The organism is Actinoallomurus rhizosphaericola (assembly GCF_024055675.1).
Taxonomy (GTDB): domain Bacteria; phylum Actinomycetota; class Actinomycetes; order Streptosporangiales; family Streptosporangiaceae; genus Actinoallomurus; species Actinoallomurus soli.
This window is the reverse complement of the sequence record NZ_JAMXMW010000010.1, coordinates 42,290-55,594: the sequence shown is the minus strand read 5'-3', so window position 1 is coordinate 55,594 and position 13,305 is coordinate 42,290. Positions and strand designations below refer to the sequence as shown.

Annotated in this window: 12 protein-coding genes; 10 read left to right on the top strand and 2 right to left on the bottom strand. The window is 69.7% G+C overall.

Annotated features, from left to right (window positions below):
- Window positions 1-91: 91 nt before the first annotated feature.
- The gene (eccD, locus tag NE234_RS22430) at window positions 92-1,492 is read left to right on the top strand and encodes a type VII secretion integral membrane protein EccD (RefSeq protein ID WP_252782459.1); all 1,401 of its coding nucleotides are present in this window, start codon (window positions 92-94) and stop codon (window positions 1,490-1,492) included.
- Window positions 1,493-1,510: 18 nt separating this feature from the next.
- On the top strand, window positions 1,511-1,957 hold the full coding sequence (locus NE234_RS22425) for a YbaB/EbfC family nucleoid-associated protein (RefSeq protein WP_252782458.1): 447 nt from the start codon (window positions 1,511-1,513) through the stop codon (window positions 1,955-1,957).
- 7 nt (window positions 1,958-1,964) lie between these two features.
- Here the strand turns inward: NE234_RS22425 and NE234_RS22420 are convergent, their stop codons facing one another.
- Both NE234_RS22420 and NE234_RS22415 read right to left on the bottom strand, forming a co-directional pair.
- Complete coding sequence (locus NE234_RS22420; RefSeq protein ID WP_252782457.1) at window positions 1,965-2,669, bottom strand: hypothetical protein; 705 nt, start codon at window positions 2,667-2,669, stop codon at window positions 1,965-1,967.
- 14 nt (window positions 2,670-2,683) lie between these two features.
- Window positions 2,684-4,441, bottom strand: coding sequence for a hypothetical protein (locus tag NE234_RS22415; RefSeq protein ID WP_252782456.1), 1,758 nt, complete (start codon window positions 4,439-4,441; stop codon window positions 2,684-2,686).
- Between the two features lie 105 nt (window positions 4,442-4,546).
- Between NE234_RS22415 and eccB the strand changes: the two genes are divergently transcribed.
- The 8 genes from eccB to NE234_RS22375 all read left to right on the top strand — a co-directional run bounded on the left by eccB (window position 4,547) and on the right by NE234_RS22375 (window position 13,288).
- Window positions 4,547-6,001, top strand: a complete 1,455-nt coding sequence (eccB, locus tag NE234_RS22410) for a type VII secretion protein EccB (RefSeq protein ID WP_252782455.1) — start codon at window positions 4,547-4,549, stop codon at window positions 5,999-6,001.
- A 216-nt stretch (window positions 6,002-6,217) separates the two neighbouring features.
- Entirely contained in the window at window positions 6,218-6,574 is a 357-nt protein-coding gene (locus NE234_RS22405; RefSeq protein ID WP_252782454.1) for a WXG100 family type VII secretion target, read from the top strand.
- A 41-nt stretch (window positions 6,575-6,615) separates the two neighbouring features.
- Window positions 6,616-6,921: a WXG100 family type VII secretion target gene (locus NE234_RS22400; RefSeq protein WP_252782453.1), complete on the top strand. Its 306-nt coding sequence runs from the start codon at window positions 6,616-6,618 to the stop codon at window positions 6,919-6,921.
- A 158-nt stretch (window positions 6,922-7,079) separates the two neighbouring features.
- Window positions 7,080-7,613: a hypothetical protein gene (locus NE234_RS22395; protein ID WP_252782452.1), complete on the top strand. Its 534-nt coding sequence runs from the start codon at window positions 7,080-7,082 to the stop codon at window positions 7,611-7,613.
- An 11-nt stretch (window positions 7,614-7,624) separates the two neighbouring features.
- The gene (locus tag NE234_RS22390) at window positions 7,625-9,124 is read left to right on the top strand and encodes a hypothetical protein (RefSeq protein WP_252782451.1); all 1,500 of its coding nucleotides are present in this window, start codon (window positions 7,625-7,627) and stop codon (window positions 9,122-9,124) included.
- Between the two features lie 93 nt (window positions 9,125-9,217).
- Entirely contained in the window at window positions 9,218-10,651 is a 1,434-nt protein-coding gene (locus tag NE234_RS22385; RefSeq protein WP_252782450.1) for a S8 family serine peptidase, read from the top strand.
- Window positions 10,652-10,808: 157 nt separating this feature from the next.
- Window positions 10,809-12,740: a DUF4231 domain-containing protein gene (locus NE234_RS22380; RefSeq protein ID WP_252782449.1), complete on the top strand. Its 1,932-nt coding sequence runs from the start codon at window positions 10,809-10,811 to the stop codon at window positions 12,738-12,740.
- A 50-nt stretch (window positions 12,741-12,790) separates the two neighbouring features.
- Complete coding sequence (locus NE234_RS22375) at window positions 12,791-13,288, top strand: WXG100-like domain-containing protein (protein ID WP_252782448.1); 498 nt, start codon at window positions 12,791-12,793, stop codon at window positions 13,286-13,288.
- Window positions 13,289-13,305: the final 17 nt, after the last annotated feature.

The following is a 13,305-nucleotide window of genomic DNA, read 5'->3' as shown; positions in this document are numbered from 1 at the left end:
CCTCCCGAGGCCGCTGGCGTTGTGCAGAAGTTAGCGCCATCCTATTAAGCCGGATGATCGTGTTTGGTCAAGATCCGTCGTTAGGGGAGAAGTGAGCCCGACAGCAAGAGCCGACCTGTGCCGGGTCACGATCGTCGCGCCGGGCCGACGCATAGATCTGTCGCTGCCGGCCGAGGTGCCGCTCGCGCACATGCTGCCGACCCTCCTCCGCGTCTCCGGAAACGACCTGGCCGACCGCGGGCTGGCCCACGCGGGCTGGGTGCTGCAGCGGATCGACGAACCCCCGCTCGACACGGGCAAGAGCCTCACGCAGCTCGGCGTACGAGACGGCGAGATCCTGCACTTCCGGCCGCGCATGGCGCTGATCCCGGAGATGGCGTTCGACGACGTGGCCGACGTCGTCGCGACGGGCAAGAAGGACCGCAGCGACCGCTGGCACACCGAGACCACCCGCCGGTTCGGCCTGGGCACCGGGGCCGCGGCGCTCGCCTTCGGCGTCGTCCCCCTCCTCGCCGGCGGACCGCCCTGGCGGATCCCGGCGATCCTCGCCGGCATGGTGGCGCTGCTCCTCGTGCTCCTGGGCTCGGCGATGTCCCGGGCGGTCGGCGACTCCGTCGCCGGCGCCGTACTGGGCTACTCCGCGCTCCCGTACGCCTTCGTCGCGGGCCTCCTGGTGCCCGCCCGCCCCCACCTCCCGCTGGCGCACGTCGGCGCTCCGCACCTGCTCACCGCCTTCGCCGCCGTCACCGTGCTCGCCGTCCTCGCCGGCTTCGGCATCGCCGACGGGATGCCGTGGTTCATCGGGATGGCGTTCGCCGCGCTGATCGGCACCATCGCCGGAGGCGTCGCCCTGGCCTTCCCGAGCCTCGACCCGGCCGGGGTGGCGGCCGCGACCGTCGCCATCGCGGTGGCCCTGAGCGCGCTCATCCCCACCCTGTCGTTCCGGTTCGCCCGGGTCCCGCTGCCGCCGATCCCGGCGAACGCCGAGGACCTGCGCAGCGACGCCACGGTCGTCGACGGCCAGGCGCTGCGGCGGCGCACCATCACGGCGGACCGGTTCGCGACCGGGCTGGTCGCCGGGATCGCCCTCATCGCGGTCGCCGCGCACCTGTTCCTCGCCTTCAGCTCCGGCTGGCCGGGGCCGGTGATGAGCGCGGTGGTGTCGGTGACCCTCCTGCTGCGGGCCCGGATCTTCCGCGGCCGGTCGCAGCGGGGCTGGATGCTCATCGCGGGTCTGGCCGGGTTCGGGGTGCTGGGAGTGTCCCTGTCGCTGCGCGGGAACTCGACCGGCGCGCTCCTGCTGCTCCTCCTCGGGGCCCTGGTGGTCGCCGCGATCTCCCTGACGATGGGCATGTGGCTGCCCGGCCACCGCCCGACCCCGTTCTGGGGCCGGGCGGGTGACATCGTCGACGCGATCGCCGTCGTCGCCCTCATTCCGCTGGCCCTGGCGGTCCTGCACGTCTACTCGAAGATCCGCGGCCTCGGCGGCTGAGCGGCGGGAAGAAGGACAATGAACGAGTTCGGGCACCTGGCCAACCTCGACATCGATCGGCTCATGCGGATCGCGGAGGAGCAGGCCGGCCGCGTCGAGGAGATGCAGCGGCTCGCGGCCGAGATCCAGGGGGTCGCCGAGTCCCGCGACAAGCAGGTCAAGGTCGTCTGCACCGTCAATGACGGCGTCGCCGACATCAGCATCTCCCCGCGGGCGATGCGCATGCCGTCGGGAGAGTTCGCCGAACTGCTCAAGACCCTCATCCGGGACGCGCAGAAGAACCTGAACGACCAGCTCCACGAGCTCATGACGGAGGCGTACGGCGAAGAGGCGAACCCTCTGGCGCTGGCGGCGAACCAGGAGGCGATCCAGGAGCGACTGCACCAGGCCGCGGCCGCCTACGACCGTACGCTGAACGACGCGATGTCCGAGATGGAGCGCATCGCGAAACAGCTGGGGCTCTGACGCTGGATCAGGCTGACATCGGGCCCGAAGCCGGTTTGACGCCGGGCCAGACGGTGCCCTGCGGCTTGGAGGCGCCGAGCTCCATGTTCTTCATGTACCCGCCGCCGTAGTACAGGGCGCCGAGTCCGAGAAGGCCCTTGATCGACTTCATCAGGTTCGCGGCCTTCCCGAGGAGGGTGAGCAGGCGCGTCAGCAGCCGCTGGAACGTCGTCGTCGCGACGCGCACGGTCGCCATCGCCGCGCTCTCGGTGGCGACGTTCGCGCCGGGAAGCCAGAGGGTTCCGGCGACGGCGGTGGCGCAGGCGACGCAGATGCCGCCGATCGTCATGGACAGCAGGCCGGCGCCCATGTACGCCCTGGCCAGGGCCGCCAGCGAGTCGGCGATCCCCTTGTGCCCCTGCGACGTGCTGTCGAGACCCATCTTGTACGGTTCGACGGCGGTCGACTCGAACGTCTGCTTGGCCTCGCCCTTCCAGCCGTCCTGCTGCGAGACCCGGTCCACCGCCTGGATGAGCTCGGTCTTCGCCTTCTCCGCCTGCGCGGCCGAGGCATTGTGCCGATCGCCGGCATGCCAGATCTGCGCGGGGTCGGAGATCGCCGTCCCGAGCAGGAGCGCGAGCGGGATGGCCGAGGGCACGAAGATGCTCGAGTAGCCGACCATGGCGGCACCCGTGACACTGGGCGCGGAATCGATGAAATCGTCGAGGGCCATTCTTCTGTGCCTTCCTACTGCGCACCGGACTGCTGAGCCAGCCGGTTGGCGTAATCCTCGGCGTCGCCGTAAGTGGACGTTGTCGACTGCACGTTCTTCAGCCACCCGCTCAACGACGTGTGCCCATCGGCGAACTGCTGGGCGCCGGCGTCTCTCACCTCGGTGTGGGTGCCGGCGAGGCCGGTGACGGCGCCGACCACCCCGAGACCCGGATAGCCGATGTTGATCTGCGACGCGCTCTTGTGCGCGTCCTCCATCGTCTGGGTCGGCCCTGCGGCGATGTCCTTGTTGAGCTTGTTGAGGGAATCCTGGGTCACGCCGAGAACGCCGTCATCCCCCGTCCCGGTGCCCTGGTCCTTCCCTTGGTCCTTCCCCTTATCGCGGCCCTGGTTCTTGTCCTGGCCGGTGCCGTCGGTGGACGTCTTGTCCTTGGGGTTGGTCTGGTCGGCGCCTGTGCCACCGCCGCCTGCGCCCGTGTTGCCGAGGCCCGGTGGAACGTCGCCGCCACCGCCGCCCCCGCCCGTATCGGAGCCGGTGCCCTTGCCGGGAGCCTTCGGCAGATTGAGGTCACCGAGACCGCCGGTCCCGTTCTGGCCGTTCGGGTCCGTGGCGCCGGGAGGCTGAGCACTCGGGTCGGTGGCGCCGGGGACGGTGGGATCGGTCGCGCCCGGCTGCCGGCCGTTCGGATCGGTGGCGCCGGGGGGCTGCTGGCCGGCCGGCTGCTGAAGCCCCGACCAGGGCTGCGATTGATCCGGGTTGTGCTCGTGGGCATTGATCTTGAAATGCCCGTCCTTGTCGCGGGTGATGTTCAGATCGACGTGCTTGTCCGGTTGCACGTGGACCTTGATGTCGTGCGGGTTGCCGTGGCCCTTGGGGATCTCGACGTCGAGACTGCCGTCGGCGTGCGGCGTGACGTGCAGCTTCAGGTCGTGGGGGTTGCCGTGACCCTTCGGGAAGTCGAGCGTGTACGTGCCGTCGGCGTGGTCGGTCCGGACGCCGTGGAGCATGTCCTTGCCCGAGCCGTACACCGCCAGGTCCGCCTGAGCGCCGTGGTCGCCCGGCGTCTTGAGGTGCTGGATCGACGCGTCGTCGGTGGAACCGCCTTGGGTGGAATTCGCGGGCGTCCGGGCGGTGGGCGTCGCCGAGGCCAGGCCGTCGGAGACGGGCATGGTGTCGGTGGACGCCCCCGTGGCGAGGCCGTCGGCGACGGACCCGGTGTCGTTCTGCGAGGTGGGCCGGCCGGCGCCGGTGGGGGCCGCCGTGGCGAGGCCGTCGGCGACGGGCATGGTCTGCGCGTTCTGGCCGCTCCCGTAGTCGCTCGGCGGAGCGCTCTGACCGGTCGGGTAGGCGGTCATCTGGTCGCCGGTCGCACCCGACGGCACGTAGGAGCCGTTCTGGTAGACGGGCTGCCCGGTGTTCGTGTACGCGGCCGGTTGTGCCGTGGAGGGATATCCGGCCGACTGGGCGAGATCGGTGTACGCGGTCGGCTGACCGTACTGGAGCCGGGTGTCCTGCGGGGTGAAGGTGACGGTCGTCGGCCCCTGCGGGGCGATGTCGACGCTCAGGCCGTTGTCGCCCGCGGCGACCTGGTGCCCGTCCACGGAGATGAGCGCGTCGGGAGACGAGTCGTACCCCAGCTGCGCGGCCGTGGCCGCACCGCCCGGTGCCACGTTGTAGGTGTACGCCCCACCGGCCTGGTCGGCGGCCGTGTACACGGCCGTGTCCGGACCCGAATTGAGCAGGGTGGCGATGCGGCTTTGCGGCCCACTCATCCTTACCTCCGCCGGACAGGGAGTCACAATCCACGATGATCGAGAGTTGACATTAGATTACGGTGCTGGCCCTAGGGTTCCGCAACGCCAGAAATCGGAGGTCCGATGCAGACCCGTCGTGACCTGTACCAGGCGCACCGCCTGATGATGCAGCGCGTCGGCATGGCCCTCCTCGCCGGTGAGCCGGACATGCCAGAGCCGCCCACCCGGCGGCTGAACGTCCTGATGTTCGGCGGCGCCATGGCGGCGATCCTCATCCTGGCGGGGTTCGGGATCTGGGGTCTGCTGTCGCCGGGGGGAGCGACCGGGCTCGAGAAGGCCGGGACCCTCATCATCGAGAAGGAGACGGGGACCAAGTACGTCTTCGGCCAGCAGGACGGCAAGCTCTATCCGGTGGCGAACTACACGTCCGCCCGGCTGATCCTGGGCACCCCTCAGATCGAGCGGCGGACGGTCTCGCAGGCGTCGCTCGCGAAGTTCGACCGGGGCCGGCCGATCGGCATCCTCGGTGCCCCCGACTCCCTTCCCGACGCGGCGCACCAGGTACGGAGCCCGTGGTCGATCTGTGTGCAGGACGCCCCCACGAGCCAGGGCGGCACCCGTTCGTACTCCTCTCTCGTGGTGGGCCGGAGCGTCGGCGGCCGGACCCTGGGCGACGGCGAGGCGGTGGTCGTACGCGGCGGCGGGCAGGCGTGGGTCGTGTGGCGAAACCAGCGGATGAGACTGCCCGCCGCGCTGGTGGTGCCGCTCGTCGGCACGCAGCAGCCTCCCGAGGTGTCCACGACCTGGCTCAACGCGGTGCCGCAGGGGCCGGACTTCCAGCCGCCGCCGGTTCCCGGCCGCGGTGAGCTCGTGCCGGGGCCCGGTGGCCAGAAGGCGGCCGTCGGCACCTTCTACGTCGTGCGAACGGTCGGCGGGGACGAGCACTGGTACGTCCTCATGAACGACGGGCTCGCCCCGATCAAGCAGAGCGAGGGGTGGCTGCTGCAGAACGATCCGGAGAGCGCGAAGGCGTACAAGGGCGGCCGGCCGGAGCCGATCTCGCTCGCGCCGGCGACGGCGAACGCCTCGCCGCGGTCGAGTCAGAAGCCGTCGGCGGACGGGATGCCGGAGACCATGCCGAAGGTCGCGATCTACGATCCGGCCACGCCCCTGTGCTCGGTGTACGCCGACACCACCCGTGGGTCGCTCGACGCGCGGGTCTCCGTCGGCGGGACGGTTCCGCCGCCGAACCAGGCCGCTCCCGCCGCGGCGGCGGGGACCGGCAAGGTCGCCGTCGTCGACCAGGTGGTGCTGCCCCCGGGCTCCGGCGCCCTCGTCGGTCTGCTGCCCGGCGCGAACCAGCTGAACGCCGTCTCGTCGTACTCCGTCCTCACGGACCAGGGCCTGCGTTTCCCCGTGCCCTCGGCGGACGTCGCCACGAAACTCGGCTTCGACGTTAAGAAGGTCGCGCCGGTTCCAGCGAATCTTCTCTCCCTAATCCCCGTGGGACCGTCCCTGGACCCCCAGCAGGCGTCCCTGCCGCTGACTTATCCCAGGTCAGCGGGGGGCCAGCCGTGACCGACCGAAAGATTACGGCCGCGACCAGCGTTTATATCAATTCGATAACGTAGCTCATTCGCCTTGACTTTTGCCTAATGCCTGGACACGTAGTCATGAGTTCCGTATCGTGATCTGAGGTTGGCGGTCGCCGAGGGACTCGGAGGCGTCCATCCTGTGGGGGTGGGGGCACCGGGGGCGTCCGACCACTTGTCGGCCACTTCCACGGAGGTTTTCATGGCGCAGCAGAATCAGGTCTCGTTCACTCAGGAGCAGGGTGACACGGCCGCGAAGCGGCTCGACAAGGCTCACAACGTCATCTCCGGTCTCCAGACCCGTCTCCAGGGCCACCACGACGAGCTCATGAAGAACTGGCGAAGCAGCGCGGCCGCGCCGGCGTTCACCTCGGTCTTCAACGAGTTCAACGCGGACTTCACCAAGATGCTCAACGCCCTGCAGGAGATGCACCAGAAGCTGAGCAAGACCACACTCAACTACGTCAGCAACGAGACGGACCAGAACAAGCTGATCCACAACCGGATGTCCGCGCTCCTCAACGGTGACACGTCCATCCACCAGGGCACCGCTCAGTAACCTCATCCCGACCCGACCGTAATTCAACTCGGAGGTACGAAATGGCGCCCGGAAACAACGGCGACTACACCGACGTCAACTTTCACGGAATGGCGCAGGCCGAGGCCGACTTCTCGCTGGTCTTCCGTGCCGTGGAGGACGAGCTGCAGGACCTGAACAAGGACCTGAAGAACATCCTCGGCACCTGGGTCGGTGACACGCACAACGCCTACGGCCAGGTCTACGACAAGTGGAACAAGGCCGCCGACGACATGAAGAACGTCCTCGGCCAGCTGGGGATCACCATCAAGGACATCCACTCCGGCTACTCCGAGGCCGAGCTCCACAACGCTCGTCTCTGGCAGTGACCGGGTGAAGCGGGCCTCGGCTGCCCGGACGCATCCGAGGCCGGCCCTTCACAGGCGGCGATGGCCGGAAACCGCGGCCTGCCGGCCGCATCCGTCAGAGCGCTGATCGCGGCCCCCTCGGTGGGGGCACGGATGGATTCCCGCCGGAGGGGAGAAACATGACTCGAAAAGATCTCGATGGCCCGGCCTACCCCTGGCCCGGGAACAAGCCGTGGCCCGGCACCGAGAACATCAAGGACGACTTCGAGAAGAACCACAAGGACCGCGTCAAGGACGGGTGGTACATCGACGCGGAGGGTGTCTCCGTCATCAGGCAGCGACTCCAGCGGCGGAGGGAGGAGCTCGACACCGAGGTCCGCAAGGCCCTGGACGCCGCGGGAGCCGCGGAGCAGGTGGCGTACGGCACGTTCATGTCCACCACGGGCCTGCACTCGAACGTCTCCTACGCGCACGGTTTCATGACCCAGGCGCTGCAGAACGTCCTCGAAGGGTTCGACAAGGTCCTCGAGCGTCTCAGCCATACGCAGACGACCGCCAACAACGTCGAGATCGACAACGTCAGCGTGGTGTACAAGAACATCAAGACGGTGGACGTTCCCAAGGACCTCACCGAGAACGGTCCGCCGCCAGGCTCCGACCCGGGGAAGCAGACCAATCCCGGTCAGCAGACCAAGCCGGGTAGCTACTCCTAGGGGCGAGGACGATGTCGGAACTGCAAGGGGAGATGTTCGGCGGCGCGCTGAAGGGCGACGCGCCGGTCGATGACGCGTCCGATTACTCCGCGGAGGAGATCCGGGACATCGCGCTGGCGATGCAGCCGTCCGCCGTCTCCAAGTCGGGGCAGGCGTGGCTCGACTTCCAGAAGGCGCTGCTCCGCGGGCCCAAGGGCGACAGCGTCGACCTGCTGGACTTCATCCAGAAGATAGGCGCCGACCTCAACAACGCCTGGTGCGGGCCGAAGAGCGGGGCGCCGGAGGCGCAGCAGCAGTTGGTGATGCTGTACCAGAGCATCCAGGCCTTGTCCGACGCGGCCGCGGGTCTCGGATACAGCGTCCAGGGCCACGCCGACAACCACATCAAGCCGTTCCAGGCGTACTTCCAGAAGGACGGCGACAAGCCGAGTCCGTTCTACAACGACGCCGGCGACGCGACGTTCAAGAAGGCCGGCACGGTGCTGCTGGCCGATGACAAGCCGGGTGCCGACGGCAAGTTCAAGTACTACAACCAGGACGGCTGGAACTTCTCGGCGACCGACAGCCAGGCGGACGCGCAGACCCGCGCCACCATCGACGCGGTCGCCCGGAACAAGCTCAACGAGCACATCCAGAACGTCAAGTCGACGTACGAGGCCCTGCCGGGCTGGCTGACCCTCACCCTGCCGCCGGGCACCCTGCCACCGGACAAGACCACGAGCTTCGACAAGCCCGGTGACAAGGTCAACCCGGATCCGACGCAGAATCCGGGCAGCCACCCGAAGGTCCCCTACAGCCCGACGGCGACCGGTCCGTCGAGTCACAACGGGAGCCCGTCGTCGTACTCGACGCCGAACTTCAGCACCTCGCCGAACGGGCATTCCGGCAGTGGTGGCAATACCTCGCTGCTCGGCGGCGGGACCCACGGCAGCGGTTCGACGAACCTGTCGGGGCTGCCCACGGGCACGGACCCGAACCTTCCGCCGACCAGCAACCCGTACTCCCCGGGCGGCAACCCTTCGACGAACCCGTCCTTTCCAAGCACCAACCCGACGGGTACGCCGCCGACCAACCTGCCCGTCGGGCTTCCGACGCCCACCGGCGATCTGCCGAACACCAAGCTGCCGAAGGGCTCCGATTACAAGCTGCCGTCCGAGAAGGCCGGCGGGTTCTCGGAGAAGTCGCCGTTCGGCGGTGTCGGTTCCAAGGGCGTCATCGGGAGCGGGGAAGGGCCCGTGACCTACGGGAACGGCGGCCGGATGCAGAACGCCGGCCTCACCTCGGAGGCCGCCACCGCCGCTCGCGCGGAACAGGCGGCCGCGATGGAGGGCGCGACGGCGGCGCGCGCCGGCAACATGATGCCGTACCCGATGGGCGCCGCCGGTGGAGCGGCCCCGCATCAGCAGGGTGAGCATCAGCGCCAGGCGTGGATGAACGAGGACGAGGACACCTGGGTGGGCAACGCAGGTGATTCGCCCATCGGAGGCGACGGAGTCATACGTTCCGTATGACCCGGCCGTATCTTTCGGTGAGGCTGACCAGGGTGGGCGACCCGACGGGGGTCGCCCACCGTATCGCGTTCACAGGGTGATCATTTGCGTGCGATGAGGAAGCTTCTGGCCGGCGCCGCGGTCATCGGAGCCCTGGGCATGTTCCCCTCTCCCGTTCAGGCGCTTCCTCGTGCCGACGCGCCCACGCCTCGATCGGACGAGTGGTGGTTTTCCCCCTGGTCCATCCCGACGAAGGTGTGGCCGATCAGCCAGGGACAGGGAGTCACCGTCGCCGTCCTGGACACCGGGGTGAACGGCGACATGCCCGAGATCGCCGGCGCGCTGGTGCCCGGTTCGGATATGACGGGTCACGGAACGGACGGCCATACCGACCTCGGTAAGACCGGTCACGGAACGGGCATGTCGGTCCTCATCGCCGGCCAGGGCGGCGGCACCACCCATCTGGTGGGCGTCGCACCGGAGGCCCGGATCCTGCCGGTGGTCGTGAGCGATGACTCCGCCTCGACCTCTGAATTCGAGCAGGCACTGGCGCGGGGGATCCGGTTCGCGACCGACCACGGCGCCAAGGTGATCAACATCTCCCAGGGAGACGACGCCGGAGTCGCGTGTCCCACCCCGGTGTTGGACGCGGTCTCCTACGCGGTCGCGCACGACGTCGTCCTCGTGGCGGGCGCCGGGAACGACGGCGACAAGACCAACCCGGTCATGTATCCCGCCTCCTGTCCCGGAGTCCTCTCCGTCGGGGCCACGGACGACTACTCGCGGCCGTGGAAGAGCACGGAGTCGAACCGCTACGTGTCGGTGGCGGCGCCCGGTGTCGACATCCCGACGGCGGGCAAGAGCGAGAGCTACTCCTACGCGCACTCCGCCGGCACCAGCATCGCGACCGCGCTCGTGTCCGGGGCGGCCGCGCTCGTACGGTCGGCGAACCCGTCGATGCCTGCGCGGGAGGTCGTCCGCCGTCTCATCGGCACCGCCCTGGACGTGAGCACGCCCGGCAGGGACGACCAGACCGGGTACGGCATCGTCCGGATCAACCGGGCGATGCAACCCGCCGCCTTCCCCGTGCCGGCCGGCTCGCCGAATCCTCCGTACGAGCGCTTCGACCAGTGGAAGCACCCGCAGAGCACGCCCACCCGCGCGCCCGTGGGTGCGGCGCCCGCCGAGAAGTCGGGCAAGGGCATCAGCACGAACTGGATCCTGTTGCTGGCGCTCCTGGGTCTCATCGTGCTGGCCGTCATCGGCACGCTGATCGGCCGGGCGAGAGGGGCGCAGAAGCCCGGGAGCGGCCGCCGGGACTTCCTCGGGTATCCGGGCGGCCCGGGCGATCCTCCCGACGAGCCCCCGGCTCGCGGACCGGGATTCACCATGCCCGACCCGGCGGCCCACGAGCCGCCCGGGCGAGGGCCCTCCGTGCCGCCGACGGCCTCCGACGACGCGCCGCCGGACGGGTTCGACGGGAGGACGCGGCCGACGTTCTACCCTCCGGCCGACGACGGACGGACGGGCGGTCCGCCCGCGCGGTGACCCTCCGATCGGGGGATCCGGGCGGCCGGCGCCGCGGTCGTACGGCCGGGCGAACGCATTACGATCGTGCCGTCGCTCCGCGTCAGGTTGAAACCGGACCCCTGTTGGGCGAAGCTTTCTACGCTGTGCCGTAAGGAGTATGCAAGGAGCACGGGACGTGGTCGATGTGACAGCCCGCGAGACGCGGTTACTGCGACAAGGCCGCGTCTACATCGGCTGGCGCTATGCCCAGGTGCACGGCGATCCGGGACCACCCCCGAAGCGCCCGACACCGCCCGAGGCCGAAGAGGTGGACGCGGAGTCACTGGCCGCCCACCGGCGCGAGGCACAGCTCTTCAACCGCCCGCTGCGGATCGTCGCCGGTGCCACCGGCGTGGGGGCGGCACTGTTCGTCACCGCGGGCCTGACCGGGGCGCTGCTCTGGGCGTTCGCCGCCGCGGGCCTGGTGGCGTGCGCCTTCGTGGCGCTCATCACCGGGTACGCCATCTGGCAGAGCGAGAAGTTCCTGCGCGCGCGGGCGGCCGCGGAGATGGAGCGTTTCGAACGCCGCCAGGAGGACCGCCGCCGTCGGCTGGAGGCCGCCCACGCCGAGCATGCCCGCGCGTACCGCGACTGGCAGAAGCGCCGGGAGGCGTTCGAGTCCCAGCACGAGTGGTACGCCGTGACGCTGCCGGCGGGCCTGGACCGGGTGGACGTCGCCGGCGGCACCCTGTCCGGGTGGTCGGCCACCGTCACCATGATGGGCGCGGCCCGGTTGGCCGCCGGATCTCAGGTCACCGTCCTCGACCTGTCGGAGGGCGCGGTCGCCAGGGAGCTGATCGAGCTCGGCAACGACCAGGGCGAGCGGCCCCAGGTCTGGGTACTGCCCGGTGACCTGCCGCAGCTCGACCTCACCCACGGGCTGGAGGCCGACCAGCTGGCCGACGTGCTGTCGCTGGTGGTCAGCGTGAGCGAGGAGCAGGGCAGCGCCCGCGACCTGTCCTTCGACAACGCGATCCTCGAGCGGGTCCTCGGCGTGTTCGGCGGCCGGGCGTCGATTCCCCGGATCACCGCCGCGCTGCGCGCGCTCGCGCAGGTCGGCGATCCCCGCGACGACCTGCGCGCGGGCCTGCTCACCGACGAGGAGCTCGCCAAGATCACGACGATGTTCGGCCGGGGCGCCGCCGACCGGGTGGTCATCGAGCGGGCCTGGGCGCTGGAGTCCCAGCTGCGCAAGCTCGACAAGCTCGGCTCCAGCCCGACGCTGCTGCCGCCGAGCCGGCTGCGCGTGATCGCCACGGATCGGCGCGCCGGGGTCCTGACCAACCGGGTCCTCGGCACGTACGTCACCGCCGCGCTGACCCACGTGCTGCGCGGGTCGCCGCAGGGCAAGCCGTGGGAGCACACGTTGCTGGTGTGCGGTGCGGAGAAGCTGCGCGGCGACGTCCTCGACCGGCTGATCGACGCCTGTGAGGCCACCTCGACCGGCCTGGTGCTGATGTACCGGTCGCTCCCGGCGCACGTGAAGGAGCGGCTCGGCCGTGGCCACGCGGCGGTCGGTTTCATGCGGCTCGGCAACGCGGAGGACGCCAGGGTCGCGGCCGAGCACATCGGCGTCGAGCACACGCTGGAGGTCGCCGAGCTGACCGAGAAGGTCGGGGACACCGTCGGTATCCAGGACGACGGCGCGTACGTCAGCACGGTGGGCCCCGCCGCGCCGCTGCCGGTCTTCAACGGCCACGAGCCCACCGACGCCGCGCTGCCCGACGGGATCGGCCGGGCGACCTCGTGGGGACAGGGCACCTCCCTCGCCGCCGAGGCGGGGAAGGGCTCACGGGAGTTCGCCGTCGAACCGCGTGAGCTCCAGCAGCTGGCGCCCACCGCGATGATCTTCACGCACGCGGACAGCTCGGGACGCCGCATCCTCCTCGTCGACGCCAACCCGGGCATCATGACGCTGCCCACGGCGAACATCCAGGAGTTCGAAGAGGCCACCGACCCGTCCCGCGCGCGCCACGCCAAGCCCGACCTGCCGCAGGACGCCCCCCGCCCCACGCCCAACCTCGGGCCGCCGCCGGAGCGCCTGGACTTCCGCAAGAAGAAGCGCTGAGGAGCCATACGCCAGAGGACGCGAAGAAGACGAAAGGGAGGATGTGCGCCGTGACTCCTAGCCTTGAGCTCCCCGGTTGGCTGGAAACGGTCCTGAACGACCTCGGGTTCTGGTGGCCGGACCAGAAGGAGGGTGGGATCTACGACATCGGGCAGTCCTACCTCAACTTCTCTGATCATCCTCGCGCGCACGCCCAACAGGCGGACCAGCACGCTCAAGAGGTCCTCTCCGCGAACAGAGGGCAGGGCATCACCGCTTTCCACGAGTCGTACCAGCAAGACGGCGGACCGTCGACGAATCTGCACAACGCGTCGCCCAGCCTCGTTGCCGCCGGTGCGGCTCTGATGGGGGTGGCCGCGATCGTCCTCGTACGGAAGGTGGTCACCACGGCGCAGGTCGCGTCGTTCGTGGCGGAGGTGGCATCGGCCGTCGCGGAGGCCGTTCCGACCGCGGGGGCGTCGCTCGCGGAGATCCCGATCTTCAGAGAGATCACGCAACGCCTGATCAATGCGGCCGAGAACGAGTCGATGAACGCCATCCTCACCTGAGTTCCGGCCGGGGAGAC